Genomic DNA, 14,337 nt, shown 5'->3' with positions numbered 1-14,337 from the left:
GGGAAGAGACGGTCGACCCGATGCTAGATCGGGATCGTTTCGCGCATGTCAAGGCCGGGTTGAGAACCCGACCGGTTCGCGGCGCTCAGGCCACCACGTAGGCGGCGGAGCCGGTCGCGATCAGCGTGCCCTCGTCGTTGTGCATGCGCGTCTGCACCGAGCCCACGCGCCCACCCAGGCGCGTGACCTCGGCCGTGGCCACGAAGTGGCGGCCGTGCCCGGGGCGAAGGTAGTCCACGCGCAGGTCGATGGTGCCGAAGCGGCTGAAGCGCTGCATCACCTGGTCCGCGGTCTCCGTCGGATGGCGCTCGGCCAGTTCGGCCATCAGCGCCAGCCCGCCCAGGGCGTCCAGCGTGGCCGAGATGGCACCGCCGTGCAGCCGGCCGGTGCTGAAGTGGCCGACGAGCTCACGCCGCATCGGGACGCGCACGCGCACGCCGCCGGCGGCCACGGATTCGACCTTCATGCCCAGCACCTCGTTGAAGCTGATGCTGTGCTCGAACATGTGCGTGAGCAGCTGCTCGAAGCGCGCCTGCTCCTCGGCGCTGCGGCGTTCGCTGGCGGTGTCCTTCATGGGGGCGTGATCATGCCGCAGCGCGCAGGCCCAGCATCTTGCGCGTCTCGGCCGGCGTGGCCACGGCACGGCCGGCGTTCCGTGCGCACCGGGCCAGCGCCTCGATCATCGCGCCGTTCCCGGGGGCGCGATCGCCACCCGGCAGGTAGAAGCTGTCCTCGAGCCCGGTGCGCAGCATGCCGCCGAGTTCGGCGGTGCGCTGATGCACCGGCCAGATCTCGGCGCGGCCGATCAGCGTGCTCTGCCACACCGCACCCGGCGGCAGCCAGCGTGGCAGCAGGGCCAGCAGGTCGGCGTCGCAGGGCATGCCGCTGGCCACGCCCATCACGAAGTTCAGTTCGGGCACGCCGCTGAACATGCCGGCCTGCAGGTACATGCCGACGCTGCGCACGATGCCCACGTCGAAGCACTCGAACTCCGGGTGGATGTGCAGCTCGTTCATCACGTCGAGCATCGCCCCGACTTTCTCCACCGGGTTGTCGAAGACCATCGGCGGCCAGGCCCAGGTGCCGTCGGCCTTGAGCTTGAGGTAGTTCAGGCTGCCGGCATTGCAGGCAGCCGCCTCGGGCTTCACGCGGCGCAGGCAGGCCACCGGGCCGCTGATGTCCGGGCCCACGACGCCCGTCGTGAGGTTGATGACCACGCCGGGGCACGCCGCGCGGATGGCGTCGACCACGGCTTCGGCCACGTCGGGGTCCCAGCTCGGGCGGTGGCCCTGGCCCGGTTCCTGGCGACGCAGGTGCACGTGCATCACGCTGGCGCCGGCGTTGTAGGCGTCGCGCGCCTCGGCCGCCATCTGCGCCGGCGTCACCGGCACCGGGTGCTGCTGCGGGTCGGTCAGCACGCCGGTCAGCGCGCAGGTGAGGATGGCCTTGTCGCTCATGCTTGGATGTCCAGTTCGATCAGCAGGTCGCCCGCGGCCACCGCGGTGCGCGGCTGGCGGTGCACGGCGGCCACGGTGCCGGCGGCACCCGCCGGCAGCCACATCTCCATCTTCATCGCCTCCACGCAGGCCAGCGGTTGGCCGGCCACCACGGGGTCGCCCACGGCCACCTTCAGCGCCACCAGGGTGCCGGCCACAGGCGACCGCACATGGGCAGGGTCGGGGCGCTCGTCGCGGCCGGGCCAGGCGGAGCGCTCGCGGAAGACGTACACGCGTCCGTCATGGGCCAGGTGCAGCGCGTCGCCGTCGCGCACGGCATGGAAGTGGCGCTGCACGCCGTCGATGTCCACCGTCAGCCGGTGGTCGGCGAAAGCCAGGACATTCACGCCGTCTGCCGGCACGCGCAGCGTGCGCTGCGCGTCGGCGCACTGCAGGTGCAGGTCGAGCGCGCGTTGATCGCCGCCCAGCACGGCCGCCGCCACGCGCCACAGGTCCTCGGGCGACGGCACGGGCTGCAGGATCGGGGCGTCGTCGTCGGCCCAGGCGTCCAGGCGCGCCGTGGTCATGTCGCCGGCGGTGAAGTCGGGATGCGCCAGCAGGTCGCGCAGGAAGCCGGCGTTGGTGGTCAGGCCCAGCAGCGGCGCGTCGGCCAGCGCGCGGCGCAGGCGGCGGATGGCGTCTGGCCGGTCGCGGCCATGGGCGATGAGCTTGGCGACCATGGGGTCGTAGTGCGGCGTGACCTCCGCCCCCTCGGCCAGGCCGTGGTCGATGCGGATGCCAGCTGTCGCAGGCCGCCAATGCAGCACGCGCCCGGTCTGCGGGCGCCAGTCCTGGGCCGGGTCCTCGGCGTAGAGGCGGGCCTCGATGGCGTGGCCCTGCATCTGCAGCGCGTACGGCGGCAGCGGCTCGCCGGCGGCTACGCGCAGTTGCCACTCCACCAGGTCCAGGCCGGTGACGCACTCGGTCACCGGGTGCTCCACCTGCAGCCGCGTGTTCATCTCCAGGAAGTGGTGGTGCCCTTCGGCGTCGACGATGAATTCCACCGTGCCGGCCCCCACGTAGCCGACGGCGCGCGCCGCGGCCACGGCGTCGCGGCCCAGGGCCTCGCGCATCGCCGGCGTGACGGCGGGCGAGGGCGCTTCCTCGATCACTTTCTGCCGTCGGCGCTGCGCGCTGCAGTCGCGCTCTCCCAGGTGGACCACGGTGCCGTGCGTGTCGGCGAAGACCTGCACCTCGATGTGGCGGCCGTCGTCGATCAGGCGTTCGAGCATCAGCGTGCCGTCGCCGAACGCGGTTTCGGCTTCACGGCGCGCGCCGGCCAGCGCCTCGTCGAGCTCGCTCATGACGCGCACCAGGCGCATGCCGCGCCCGCCACCGCCGGCCGTGGCCTTGACCAGCAGCGGCAGGCCCAGGCGCACGGCCTCGGCACGCAGGGTGTCGAAGTCCTGCGCCTCGCCCAGGTAGCCGGGGGCGCAGGGCACGCCGGCGTCCAGCATGCGGCGCTTGGCCCGGGCCTTGTCGCCCATGGCGCGGATGGCGTCGGCCGGCGGGCCGATGAACACCAGGCCGGCGGCGGCGCAGGCCTCGGCGAAGTCGGCGCGCTCGGACAGGAAGCCGTAGCCCGGGTGCACGGCGTCGGCGCCGCTGCGGCGGGCGGCGTCGAGCAGGGCCGCGATGTCGAGGTAGCCCGGCACCGCCACCGCCGCGTCGGCCTGCTGCACGTGCGGTGCGCCGGCGTCGTGCGCGCTGAACACCGCCACTGTGCGGTAGCCCAGCCGGTGCGCGGTGCGGATCACCCGGCAGGCGATCTCGCCGCGGTTGGCGATGAGCACCGTCGCGAAGCTCATGGTGGCGCCCAGCGGGGCGGCCGCTTCTGCAGGAAGGCGTTGGTGCCTTCGGTGCCCTCGTCGCCCAGCACCGCGTCGGAAAAGGCCTGGGCGGCCTCGGGGATCAGCTGCGCCGGCTCGCGCAGCCGCGCGCGCGCCAGCAGCGCCTTGCTCGTCGCAAGCGCTCCGGGGGCGCAGCGCAGGATGTCGGCCAGCACGCGCTGCAGCGCGGCGTCGAGCATGCCGTCGGCGTGCACCTCGTGCACCAGTCGCAGCCGCAGCGCTTCGTCGGCGCCGATGCGCGCGCCGGTGACCACCAGCCGCTTGGTCTCGCCGTAGCCCAGGCGCTCGAGCAGGAAGGGTTCGATCTGCGCTGGTGGCAGGCCGAGCGAGGTCTCCGACAGCCGCAGATCCACGCTCTCGCCGGCCAAGGCCACGTCCACCACGCAGGCCAGACCGAAGCCGCCGCCCATCACCGTGCCCTCGAGCACGCCGATGGTGGCCAGCGGCGTGCGCGCAAAGGCCAGGCACAGCTCGCCGAAGGCCGCACTCAGGCGCACGACCACGTCGGGATCGTCGGCCGCGCGGGCGCGTGCCGCGGCCATGTCGGCGATGTCGCCGCCGGCACAGAAGTGACCGCCGGCGCCACGCAGCACCACCACGCGGGTGTTGCCGTCGGCCTCGGCGGCGGCCAGGGCTTCCCGCAACGCCAGCACCATGGCCAGCGACAGCGGGTTGCGCCGCGCCGGGCGGTTGAGCGTGAGGTGCAGGACCGGGCCGTCCTGCCGGACAAGGACATCGCTCATGACCGCTTTCGCCCGGGCAACGTGTCCTCGAGCTTGCAGATGATGCCCAGCATCACCTCGTCGGCGCCGCCGCCGATGCTGTTGAGCCGCCCATCGCGGTAGGCGCGCGAGACCGGGTTGTCGGCCGTGAAGCCCATGCCGCCCCAGTACTGCAGGCAGCCGTCGGCCACCTCGCGCGACAGCCGCCCGGCCTTGAGCTTGGCCATCGACGCGAGCCTGGTCACGTCCTGGCCGCCCACGTACATCTCGACGGCGCGATAGGTCAGCGCGCGCAGCGCCTCGACCTCGGTGCGCAGCTCGGCCAGGCGGAAGTGCACCACCTGGTTGTCGAGGATGCTCTGGCCGAAGGCCTTGCGCTCGCGGGTGTAGTCGATGGTGAGGTCGATCAGCCGGTCGAGCGCGCGCAGGTTGGCCGCCGCGCCCCACAGCCGTTCCTCCTGGAACTGCAGCATCTGGTAGGTGAAGCCCTGGCCTTCCTGCCCGATGAGGTTCCGACGTGGGACGCGCACGTTGTCGAAGTACAGCAGCGCGGTGTCGCTGCTGTGCATGCCTATCTTCTGGATCTTCTGCCTGGTGATGCCGGCGGCGTCCATCGGCAGCACGATCAGGCTCTTGTTGCGGTGGGCCGGGCCGTCGTCGGTGTTGGCCAGCAGGCAGCACCAGTCGGCCTTCAGGCCGTTGGTGATCCACATCTTGCTGCCGTTGATGATGTAGTCGCCGCCTTCCGTGCGGGCCGTGGTCTTCGCGGCGGACACGTCCGACCCCGCACCGGGCTCGCTGACGCCCAGGCAGGCCACCATGTCGCCGGCGATCGTGGGCCTGAGCCACTGTTCGCGCAGTTCGTCGCTGCCGAAGCGGGCCAGCGCCGGCGTGGCCATGTCGGTCTGCACGCCGATGGCCATGGGCACGCCACCGCAGGCACAGCTGCCCAGGGCCTCGGCCATCACCATCGAGTAGCTGAAGTCGAGCTCCGAGCCGCCGTAGGCCACCGGGTACTTCAGGCCCAGCAGGCCCAGGTCGCCCAGCTTCTTGAACACGGCGTGGCTGGGAAACTCCTCGGCCTTCTCCCAGTCGTCGACGAAGGGGTTGACCTCCTTCTCGATGAAGCGGGTGACGGTCTCGTCGAGCTGCCGGTGTTCGGGGGTGAATTCCATGTCAGTACCGCCCGGCCGTTCCGAAGGTACTGACAGCCCCCACGGGGGGCAGCGAAAGAAGTGAGCTTGGGGGCTTCATGTTTTTTCTCCTCCTACATCCGGGCAACGCCGAAGGTGTTCGGCCGCAGCGTGCGCCGCGCAGCTTCGGCCGCGAGGTCCAGGCACAGGCCGAGGACGCGGCGCGTGTCGCGCGGGTCGATGATCCCGTCGTCCCACAGCCGGGCGGTGCCGAACAGTGCGCCGCTCTCGGCGTCCAGCCGGCGGCGCAGGCCGTCGCTCATCTTCGCCAGGGCAGCGTCGTCCACCGGCTGGCCGGCGCGCTGCAGCTTGGCGCGATTGACGATGTCCATCACCATCGCCGCCTGTGCGCCGCCCATCACCGCGGTGCGCGCGGTGGGCCAGGCGAAGATGAAGCGCGGGTCGAAGCCGCGTCCGCACATGCCGTAGTTGCCGGCGCCGAAGCTGCCGCCGAGCACGATGGTGAACTTGGGTACCCGCGCATTGGCCACGGCCTGGATCATCTTGCTGCCATGCTTGATGGCGCCGGCCTGTTCGGCCGCCGCGCCGACCATGTAGCCGGTGGTGTTCTGCAGGAAGACCAGCGGCGTGCCACTCTGGTCGCACAGCTGGATGAACTGGGCTGCCTTGGTGGAGCCCTGCGGCTGGATGGGGCCGTTGTTGCCGATGAGGCCCACGGCATGGCCGTGCAGGCGGGCATGGCCGCAGACGGTGTCCGCGCCGTAGCTGGCCTTGAAATCCAGGAAGTCGGAGCTGTCCACCAGCCGGGCGATGACCTCGCGCACGTCGTAGGGCGTGCGCTCGTCGGCGGGCACCACGCCCAGCAGTTCCTCTGCCGCGTAGCGCGGCCCGACGCTGGGCGCGGGTGGCGGCATCACGTCCCAGGGCAGCTTGTCCAGCAGATCGCGGGCCAGCGCGATGGCATGGCCGTCGTCCTCGGCCAGGTACTCGCCCAGACCGGTGACGCCGGCGTGCATCTCCGCGCCGCCCAGCGTCTCCTCGTCGGCCTCCTCGCCGATGGCGGCCTTCACCAGCGGCGGCCCAGCCAGGTAGATGCTGCTGCGGCCGCGCACCAGCACCACGTAGTCGCTCAGGCCCGGCAGGTAGGCACCACCCGCGGTGGAGGCGCCGTGCACCACCGCGATCTGCGGGATGCCGGCGGCCGACAGCCGCGCCTGGTTGGCGAACGTGCGCCCGCCGTCGACGAAGATCTCGGCCTGGTAGAGCAGGTTGGCGCCGCCGGACTCCACCAGGTGCACCAATGGCAGCTTGTTTTCCAGGGCCAGTTCCTGCGCTCGCAGCGCCTTCTTCAGGCCCATCGGCGGCACGGTGCCGCCCTTGATGCCGCTGTCGCTGGCCGAGACCAGCACGCGCTTGCCCGCGACGCTGCCGATGCCGACGATGCTGCCGCCGCCAAGCACGCTGTCCTGCCCGTCGTCGTCGTGCATGCCCAGGCCGGCCAGGGAGCTGAGTTCCAGAAAGGGGCTGTCACGGTCGAGCAGCCGCGCCACGCGCTCGCGCGGCAGCAGCTGCCCGCGCTGTTCGAAGCGCGCGCGTTTGCTGGCCGACTCGGCCACCACGGCCGCCTGCAGCCGCTGCACCTCGGCCAGCCGCTCGCGCATGCGCGCGGCGTTGGCGGCGAAGTCGGGCGTGGCAGGATCGAGCCGGGAGGCCAGGATCGGCATGGCTACTTCAGCACCTCGGGGGTCACCGCACGGTGGAAGCCATCGAAGGGCACCGAGCGCGACGTGGCCGGGATGGGGAAGATCTCGCTGCCCAGGGAAGCGGCACCGTCGATCTGCAGTGTCACGCCGCTGATGAAGGCCGCCGCCGGCGACAGCAGGAACACGATGGCGGCGGACACCTCTGCCTCCACGCCCATGCGTCGCAGCGGCACGTGCTCCTTCAGGCGCGGGATCAGCGCCTTCATCGCCCCGCCATAGGTGTCCATGCCGGAACTGGCGATCCAGCCCGGGGCCACCGCATTCACGCGCACCCCGGCGTGCGCCCATTCATAGGCCGCCGTCTGCGTGAGGTTGCTCATGCCGGCGCGTGCGGCACCGCTGTGCGCCATGCCGGGCATGCCGTTGCGGAAGTCGGCCGTCATGTTGACGATGGCACCGCCGTGCTGCGCCATGGCCTGGTTGAAGACCTCGCGCATCATCAGGAAGCCGCCGGTGAGGTTGTTGGCCACCACGGCGTCGAAGCCCTTCCTGCTGATGGCGGCCATCGGCGCCGGAAACTGGCCACCGGCGTTGTTGACCAGGCCTCTGATGGGGCCATGGGCCTGCACCACCGAGGCCACGGCCGTCTTGACCGCGTCCTCGTCACGGATGTCGAGGGCGCGGGTGTCGACGTGGCCGCCGTCTTCGCGGATCTCGGCAGCCACGCGGTCGAGCTTGTCCTGAGTGCGGCCGCTGATGACCACCATGGCCCCCAGCGACGCCAGCTCGTGCGCCACGCAGCGGCCGATGCCGCTGCCGCCGCCGGTGATCCAGTGCACCTGGCCGCTGAACAACCCTGGACGGAAGACGCTGCGGTAGCCCGAAGTCATGCCGGCGATTGAAAGCGAGGGTGACGTTAACGTCAACCAGATTCCGTCTAGGGGATTGCCCGAGCAGCCCGGGAAGGGGCGGCCGCTACGATGGCTGCATGGATTCCGTTCAGGCCCCCGGGCGCCGGCGCACGGCACGTTCGGCCAGCCAGGCGCAGGCGGTGATCGCCTCGCATCGCGCCGAAGACGCCGGCCAGTTGTTCGGCATCACCGAGCTGTGCTCGGAATTCGGCATCACGCTGCGCACCATCCGCTTCTACGAGGACAAGGGGCTGCTCAGTCCGCGCCGCGTCAACGGTGCACGGGTCTACACCCGGCGAGACCGCGCGCGTCTGGCGCTGATCCTGCGGAGCAAGGCCATCGGTGCCACGCTGGAGGAGATCCGGCACTACCTGGACCTCTACGGCACGCACGGCGAGGGACGGCAGCAGCAGCTGCAGTGGGTGCGCGAACGCACCGACGTGTCGATCGCCGAGCTCGAGGCCAGGCGCGCCGCCATCGACGCCACGCTGGCCGAGTTGCGGCTGATCAACACCGAGGTGCGCACGCAGCTCGCGAGGATGGAGAAGCCCACATGACCCTGCCGCTGCTGCCGTCGCCCTGGATGACCGAGGAGCACCACGCGCTGGCCGACAGCGTGGCGCGCTACATCGCCGAACGCTGGGTGCCACGCGCCGCCGAGTTCCGCGAGACCGGCCGCATGCCGCCCGAGGCCTGGCGTGACGCCGCGGCCAATGGCCTGTTGTGCGTGTCCACGCCGGCCGAGTACGGTGGCGGTAGCGGTGACTTCAGCCACGAGGCGGTGATCCTGCTCGAGCAGTCGCGCGCCAACTGCTCCGGCTGGGGCGGCGGGCTGCACTCGGCCATCGTCGCGCCCTACCTGCTGCACTACGGCACCGAGTCGCAGAAGCGGCGCTTCCTGCCGCGCCTGTGCAGCGCCGAGCTGATCGGCGCCATCGCGATGACCGAGCCGGGCACCGGCAGCGACCTGCAGGCGATCCGCACCACGGCACGGCGAGATGGCGACCACTACGTGCTCAACGGCGCCAAGACCTTCATCACCAACGGCCAGAACGCAAACCTGGTGATCGTGGTCGCGCGCACCGGCGGCGAGGGCGCCAAAGGGGTGTCACTGCTGCTGGTGGAGACCGAGCGGTCGCCCGGTTTCCGCCGTGGCCGCCAGCTCGACAAGATCGGACTCAAGTCGCAGGACACCTCGGAGCTCTTCTTCGACGACGTGCGCGTGCCGGCCGCCAACCTGCTGGGCGAGGCCGAAGGACAGGGCTTCTTCCAGCTGATGCAGCAACTGCCGCAGGAGCGCCTGATCATCGCCGTCCAGGGCATCGGCGCGATGGAGCGTGCGCTGGAGGAAACCGTGCGCTACGCCAAGGAGCGCAAGGCCTTCGGGCGCCCGATCTGGGACTTCCAGAACACCCGCTTCAAGCTGGCCGAGGTGCAGGCCACGGTGCTGGCCGCGCGTGCCTTCGTCGACGCCTGCATGGTGGCGCACCTGAAGGGCGAGCTCGACGCTGCGCGTGCCGCGCTTGCCAAGGCCTGGGTGTCCGAGCAGCAGGGTCGGGTGATGGATGAATGCCTGCAGCTCTTCGGTGGTTACGGGTACATGATGGAGTACCCGATCGCCGAGCTCTTCGTCGACGCCCGCGTGCAGCGCATCTATGGCGGCACCAACGAGATCATGAAGGAGCTGGCCTCGCGCTCCATGTGAGCGACATGTGAGGTGACACGATGAATCCCACCGACCTTCCCTTGACCGAACGCCTGCAGTCCGCGCTGGCGCTGCAGCGCGCCGCTTACCACGCCCACCCGGTGCCGACCTATGCCGAACGCGTGGACGACCTGAAGCGCCTGCGCGCCTTCCTGCTCGAGAACCAGGCCGCCATCGAGGCGGCCATCAGCGCCGACTACGGCCACCGCTCGCCGCACGAGACGCGCCTGGCCGAGCTTGTGCCGGCCGTCGACGGCATCAAGCACACGCTCAAGCACCTGAAGCGCTGGATGAAGCCGCAGCGGCGCCATGCCGACTGGATCAGCTTCCCGCTGGCGAAGAACCGCGTCATCCCGCAGCCGCTGGGCGTGGTCGGTGCCATCGTGCCCTGGAACTTCCCCATCAACCTGAGCTTCGTGCCGCTGAGCGCCATCTTCGCCGCCGGCAACCGCGCCATGGTGAAGATGAGCGAGAACTCGCGGCGCCTGGCGGCGCTGCTGATCGAGAAGAGCCCACAGTACTTTCCGCCGGAGAAGCTGCAGTTCTTCGACGAGACCGGCGGCGTGGGCGTGGCCTTCTCGCAGCTGCCCTTCGACCACCTGCTGTTCACCGGCAGCGGCACCACCGGCCGCCTGGTGATGGCCGCGGCGGCGAAGAACCTGTGCCCGGTGACGCTGGAACTCGGCGGCAAGTCGCCGGCCATCGTCGCCGACGACTTCCCGCTGGCCACCGCGGCCGAGCGCATCCTGTTCGTCAAATGCCTCAACGCCGGCCAGATCTGCACGACGGTGGACCACGCCTGGGTGCCGCAGGGCAAGCTGGAGGACTTCGTGCGGCTGGCGCAGCAACTGGTGCCGCGCATGTTCCCGTCGTTGGATTCGCCGGACTACACGTCGATCATCGACGTGCGCTCGTTCCAGCGCCTGCTCGGTGCGCTCGACGAGGCGCGCGAGAAGGGCGCGCGCATCGTGCCCCTGCTGCCCGGGCCGGCCTTCGACACCGCCACACGCAAGATCGCGCCGCACCTGGTGCTGGAGGCGCCGGCCGACTGCGAGCTGATGCGGCGCGAGATCTTCGGGCCGATCCTGCCGCTGCGCGGCTACCGCACGCTCGACGAGGTGATCACCGCCGTGAATGCCGGTGACCGGCCTCTGGCCGTCTACCCTTTCAGCCACGACAAGGCCGTGATCCAGCGCGTGCTGGACCGCGTGATGTCCGGCGGCGTGTCGGTCAACGACGCGCTGATGCACGTGGGACAGCACGACCTGCCCTTCGGCGGCGTCGGGCCCTCGGGCATGGGCCAGTACCACGGGCGCGAGGGCTTCGAGACCTTCTCCAAGCTGCGCCCGGTGTTCCAGCAGGCGCCGGTGTCTGCGCTGAAGTTCTTCGGGCCGCCGTATGGCGCCCGCATGGACGCCCTCCTGAAATTCCTCATCCGATGAGACTGCCATGAGCCACGCCTACATCTACGAGCATCTGCGCACACCGCGCGGCAAGGGCAAGAAGGACGGCTCGCTGCACCAGGCCACGCCGGTGTGGCTGCTGCGCACGCTGCTGCAGGCGATGCAGCAGCGCCTGGACCTGGACACCGCGCTCGTGGACGACGTGGTGCTGGGCTGCGTGACGCCGGTGGGCGAGCAGGGCGCTGACATCGCACGCACCGCGGTGCTCGACGCCGAGTGGGCGCAGACGGTGGCCGGTGTGACGCAGAGCCGCTTCTGCGCCAGCGGGCTCGAATCCGTGAACCTGGCCGCGGCCAAGGTGCTGAGCGGCTGGGAGGACCTGGTGGTGGCCGGCGGCGTGGAGAGCATGAGCCGCTGGGCCATGGGCAGCGACGGCGGCGCCTGGGTGATGGACCCGCGCGTGAACCAGAAGCTGGGCTTCGTGCCGCAGGGCGTGGGTGCCGACCTGATCGCCACGCTGGAAGGCTGGGACCGTGGCGACGTCGACGCCTTCGCCGCGCGCTCGCACCAGCGCGCCGCGGCAGCACGCGCCGAGGGCCGCTTCGACCGCGCCGTGGTGCCGGTGCGCGACATCGCCGGCCTGATGCTGCTCGACCGAGACGAGACGATCCGCCCCGACGCCAGCGTCGAAGGGATGGCCGGGCTCAAGCCCTCGTTCGCGCAGATGGGCGCGATGGGATTCGATGCCACCGCGCTGCGCAAGTACACCACCGTCGAGCAGATCCGACATGTGCACCATGCGGGCAACAGCAGCGGCATCGTCGATGGCGCGGCGCTGATGCTGGTCGGCTCGGAGGAGGGCGGCCGCAAGGCAGGCCTGAAGCCGCGCGCGCGCATCCGCGCCGCGGCGGTGATCGGCAGCGAGCCGACCATCATGCTCACCGGCCCCACGCCGGCATGCCGCAAGGCACTGGCCAAGGCGGGCATGGCGCCGAAGGACATCGACCTCTACGAAGTCAACGAGGCCTTCGCCGTGGTGCCCATGAAGACCGCGCGCGACCTGGGCGTGGAGATGGACCGCGTCAACGTCAACGGCGGCGCCATCGCCATGGGCCACCCGCTGGGCGCCACCGGCTGCATCATCCTCGGCACCCTGCTCGACGAGCTGGAGCGCCGTGACCTGAACACAGGCCTGGCCACGCTGTGCGTCGGCGGCGGCATGGGCATCGCGACGATCATCGAGAGGGTCTGACCATGGAACGCGCTGTCACTCTCGAACTCGGCGACGATGGCATCCTCGTCGCCACGATGAACCTGCCAGGCCGGCCGATGAATGTGGTCGGCGATCCGCTGATGGCCGGCATCGCCGAAGCCGCCGAACGGCTGGCCACCGACCCCGCCGTCAAGGGCCTGATCCTGGCCAGCTCGAAGGCCGACTTCTGTGCCGGCGGCGACCTGGACAACATGTTCACCTGGACGCGTCCGGAGCAGGCCTTCGAAGGCTCGATGGCCATGAAGCGCGTGCTGCGCCGCATGGAAACCACCGGCAAGCCGGTGGTGGCCGCCATCGCCGGCCACGCGCTGGGTGGCGGGCTGGAGATCGCGCTGGCCTGCCACGCACGCATCGTGCTCGACGACCCGAAGCTCAAGCTCGGCCAGCCCGAGGTCAAGCTCGGTCTGCTGCCCGGTGGCGGCGGCACGCAGCGCCTGCCGCGCCTGGTGGGCCAGCAGGCGGCGCTGCAGATCTGCGCCGAAGGCAACGATATTGCGCCGGCCAAGGCGCTGCAGATGGGCCTGGTGACGGAACTGGCGCAGGACCGCGACGACCTGATGTTCAAGGCACGCACCTGGTGCGCCACGCACGAGAAGAGCCAGCAGCCCTGGGATGCGCCCAAGTTCCGCTGGCCCGGCGGCGATTCGCGCTCGCCGGCGTCGGTGCAGATGTTCTCCATCGCACCGTCCATCGCGTCGGCCAGGAGCTACGGCAACTACCCTGCGGTGCAGCACATCATGAGCTGCGTGTTCGAAGGCGGCCTGCTCGACTTCGACAGCGCCTGCGAGATGGAGAGCCGCTATTTCGCCGCCTGCGTGATGTCGCCGGAGTCGAAGGCGATGATCGGCACGCTGTGGTTCCAGCTCAATGCCATCAAGAAGGGCGCTTCGCGACCCGCCGGTCCTGCCAAGACCAAGGTGAAGAAGCTCGGCATCCTGGGTGCCGGCATGATGGGCGCGGGCATCGCCTACGACTCGGCCAGGGCCGGCATCGACGTGGTGCTGCTGGACACCTCGATGGAGGCGGCCGAGAAGGGCAAGGCCTACGGCCAGGGCCTGCTGGACAAGGCGCTGAAGAAAGGGCGCACCACGGCCGACAAGCGTGAGGCGCTGCTGGCGCGCATCTCGCCTACCACCGACTACGCCGCGCTCGACGGCTGCGACCTCGTGATCGAGGCCGTGTTCGAGGACCGCGCGATCAAGGCCGACGTCACGGCGAAGGCCGAAGCCGTGATCGCGCCGTCGGCGGTGTTCGCGTCCAACACGTCCACGCTGCCGATCACCGGGCTGGCCAAGGCCAGCGCGCGGCCGGCGAACTTCATCGGGCTGCACTTCTTCAGCCCGGTGGACAAGATGCCGCTGGTGGAGATCATCGTCGGCGGGGAGACCTCGGACGAGACGCTGGCGCGCGGCTTCGACTACGTGCTGCAGATTGGCAAGACGCCCATCGTCGTCAACGACAGCCGCGGCTTCTACACCAGCCGGGTGTTCGCCACCTACGTGATGGAAGGCATCGCGATGCTGAAGGAGGGCGTGCACCCGCGCAGCATCGAGGTGGCCGGCCTGCAGGCCGGCATGCCGATGCCGCCGCTGGCGCTGCAGGACGAGGTGAGCCTGAGCCTGTCGATGCACGTGGCCGAGCAGACGAAGAAGGACCTCGCTGCCGAAGGGAAGACGCCGTCGGAGCACCCGGGCATGGCGGTGATCCGCCAGCTGTGCGAGGCTGGCCGTATCGGCAAGAAGGCGCGCCAGGGCTTCTACGACTACACCGACGACGGCAAGCGCCTGTGGCCGGGTCTGGCCGAGTTGTTCCCGGTGGCGGCCAGCCAGCCGGACCAGCACGAACTCGTCGACCGCCTGATGTTCGTCCAGGCCAACGAGGCGGCCCGCTGCCTGGAAGAGGGCGTGCTGCGCTCGGTGGCCGACGGCAACATCGGCTCGATCTTCGGCTGGGGTTTCGCGCCGTTCAGGGGCGGGGCGCTGCAGTTCATCGACACCGTGGGCGTGGCGGCCTTCGTGGCGCGGGCGCGCGAACTCGCGGCCGCGCATGGGCCGCGCTTCGCGCCGGCAGCGATGCTGGTGCGGCTGGCCGAGGCCGGGGGGCGGTTGAACAACTAGTCC

12 protein-coding genes are annotated in these 14,337 nt (G+C 70.6%); 5 read left to right on the top strand and 7 right to left on the bottom strand.

All coding sequences use genetic code 11. The features are described from left to right. Positions 1-85: 85 nt before the first annotated feature. The 7 genes from ENE75_RS22310 to ENE75_RS22280 all read right to left on the bottom strand — a co-directional run bounded on the left by ENE75_RS22310 (position 86) and on the right by ENE75_RS22280 (position 7,815). Positions 86-574 carry a thioesterase family protein gene (locus ENE75_RS22310; RefSeq protein WP_128200851.1) on the bottom strand — a complete coding sequence of 163 codons (489 nt, stop codon included), beginning with the start codon at positions 572-574 and terminating at the stop codon, positions 86-88. A 10-nt stretch (positions 575-584) separates the two neighbouring features. Further along, positions 585-1,457, bottom strand: a complete 873-nt coding sequence (locus tag ENE75_RS22305) for a beta-keto acid cleavage family enzyme (protein WP_128200849.1) — start codon at positions 1,455-1,457, stop codon at positions 585-587. After that, the gene (locus tag ENE75_RS22300) at positions 1,454-3,304 is read right to left on the bottom strand and encodes an acetyl/propionyl/methylcrotonyl-CoA carboxylase subunit alpha (protein WP_128200847.1); all 1,851 of its coding nucleotides are present in this window, start codon (positions 3,302-3,304) and stop codon (positions 1,454-1,456) included. The genes ENE75_RS22305 and ENE75_RS22300 overlap by 4 nt, the downstream gene beginning before the upstream one ends. After that, positions 3,301-4,089, bottom strand: a complete 789-nt coding sequence (locus ENE75_RS22295; RefSeq protein ID WP_128200845.1) for an enoyl-CoA hydratase/isomerase family protein — start codon at positions 4,087-4,089, stop codon at positions 3,301-3,303. The genes ENE75_RS22300 and ENE75_RS22295 overlap by 4 nt, the downstream gene beginning before the upstream one ends. Then, positions 4,086-5,243 carry an acyl-CoA dehydrogenase family protein gene (locus ENE75_RS22290; RefSeq protein WP_128200843.1) on the bottom strand — a complete coding sequence of 386 codons (1,158 nt, stop codon included), beginning with the start codon at positions 5,241-5,243 and terminating at the stop codon, positions 4,086-4,088. Before ENE75_RS22290 ends, ENE75_RS22295 begins: the two co-directional genes overlap by 4 nt. A 92-nt stretch (positions 5,244-5,335) precedes the next feature. Continuing rightward, the gene (locus ENE75_RS22285) at positions 5,336-6,946 is read right to left on the bottom strand and encodes an acyl-CoA carboxylase subunit beta (RefSeq protein ID WP_128200841.1); all 1,611 of its coding nucleotides are present in this window, start codon (positions 6,944-6,946) and stop codon (positions 5,336-5,338) included. Between the two features lie 2 nt (positions 6,947-6,948). Continuing rightward, a complete protein-coding gene (locus ENE75_RS22280; RefSeq protein WP_128200839.1) occupies positions 6,949-7,815 on the bottom strand; it encodes an SDR family oxidoreductase in 867 nt (288 codons plus the stop codon). Positions 7,816-7,913: 98 nt separating this feature from the next. Between ENE75_RS22280 and ENE75_RS22275 the strand changes: the two genes are divergently transcribed. The 5 genes from ENE75_RS22275 to ENE75_RS22255 are packed head-to-tail and all read left to right on the top strand — an operon-like array spanning position 7,914 to position 14,334. After that, positions 7,914-8,393 carry a MerR family transcriptional regulator gene (locus ENE75_RS22275; RefSeq protein ID WP_128200837.1) on the top strand — a complete coding sequence of 160 codons (480 nt, stop codon included), beginning with the start codon at positions 7,914-7,916 and terminating at the stop codon, positions 8,391-8,393. After that, complete coding sequence (locus ENE75_RS22270) at positions 8,390-9,541, top strand: acyl-CoA dehydrogenase family protein (RefSeq protein WP_128200835.1); 1,152 nt, start codon at positions 8,390-8,392, stop codon at positions 9,539-9,541. The genes ENE75_RS22275 and ENE75_RS22270 overlap by 4 nt, the downstream gene beginning before the upstream one ends. 20 nt (positions 9,542-9,561) lie before the next feature. After that, positions 9,562-10,983, top strand: coding sequence for a coniferyl aldehyde dehydrogenase (locus ENE75_RS22265; RefSeq protein WP_128200833.1), 1,422 nt, complete (start codon positions 9,562-9,564; stop codon positions 10,981-10,983). 7 nt (positions 10,984-10,990) lie between these two features. After that, entirely contained in the window at positions 10,991-12,196 is a 1,206-nt protein-coding gene (locus ENE75_RS22260; protein WP_128200831.1) for an acetyl-CoA C-acetyltransferase, read from the top strand. A 2-nt stretch (positions 12,197-12,198) separates the two neighbouring features. Continuing rightward, positions 12,199-14,334, top strand: a complete 2,136-nt coding sequence (locus ENE75_RS22255; RefSeq protein ID WP_128200829.1) for a 3-hydroxyacyl-CoA dehydrogenase NAD-binding domain-containing protein — start codon at positions 12,199-12,201, stop codon at positions 14,332-14,334. Positions 14,335-14,337: the final 3 nt, after the last annotated feature.

The organism is Rubrivivax albus, assembly GCF_004016515.1.
Taxonomy (GTDB): domain Bacteria; phylum Pseudomonadota; class Gammaproteobacteria; order Burkholderiales; family Burkholderiaceae_C; genus Rubrivivax; species Rubrivivax albus.
This window is presented reverse-complemented; position numbering and strand designations above follow the sequence as displayed.

What these genes read in the sequence shown, in the direction of transcription:
- ENE75_RS22305 (WP_128200849.1), bottom strand. Translation starts at nt 1,457, where the DNA reads ATGAGCGACAAGGCCATCCTCACCTGCGCGCTGACCGGCGTGCTGACC.
- ENE75_RS22285 (WP_128200841.1), bottom strand. Translation starts at nt 6,946, where the DNA reads ATGCCGATCCTGGCCTCCCGGCTCGATCCTGCCACGCCCGACTTCGCC.
- ENE75_RS22270 (WP_128200835.1), top strand. Translation starts at nt 8,390, where the DNA reads ATGACCCTGCCGCTGCTGCCGTCGCCCTGGATGACCGAGGAGCACCAC.
- ENE75_RS22280 (WP_128200839.1), bottom strand. Translation starts at nt 7,815, where the DNA reads ATGACTTCGGGCTACCGCAGCGTCTTCCGTCCAGGGTTGTTCAGCGGC.
- ENE75_RS22295 (WP_128200845.1), bottom strand. Translation starts at nt 4,089, where the DNA reads ATGAGCGATGTCCTTGTCCGGCAGGACGGCCCGGTCCTGCACCTCACG.
- ENE75_RS22275 (WP_128200837.1), top strand. Translation starts at nt 7,914, where the DNA reads ATGGATTCCGTTCAGGCCCCCGGGCGCCGGCGCACGGCACGTTCGGCC.
- ENE75_RS22260 (WP_128200831.1), top strand. Translation starts at nt 10,991, where the DNA reads ATGAGCCACGCCTACATCTACGAGCATCTGCGCACACCGCGCGGCAAG.
- ENE75_RS22300 (WP_128200847.1), bottom strand. Translation starts at nt 3,304, where the DNA reads ATGAGCTTCGCGACGGTGCTCATCGCCAACCGCGGCGAGATCGCCTGC.
- ENE75_RS22255 (WP_128200829.1), top strand. Translation starts at nt 12,199, where the DNA reads ATGGAACGCGCTGTCACTCTCGAACTCGGCGACGATGGCATCCTCGTC.
- ENE75_RS22265 (WP_128200833.1), top strand. Translation starts at nt 9,562, where the DNA reads ATGAATCCCACCGACCTTCCCTTGACCGAACGCCTGCAGTCCGCGCTG.
- ENE75_RS22310 (WP_128200851.1), bottom strand. Translation starts at nt 574, where the DNA reads ATGAAGGACACCGCCAGCGAACGCCGCAGCGCCGAGGAGCAGGCGCGC.
- ENE75_RS22290 (WP_128200843.1), bottom strand. Translation starts at nt 5,243, where the DNA reads ATGGAATTCACCCCCGAACACCGGCAGCTCGACGAGACCGTCACCCGC.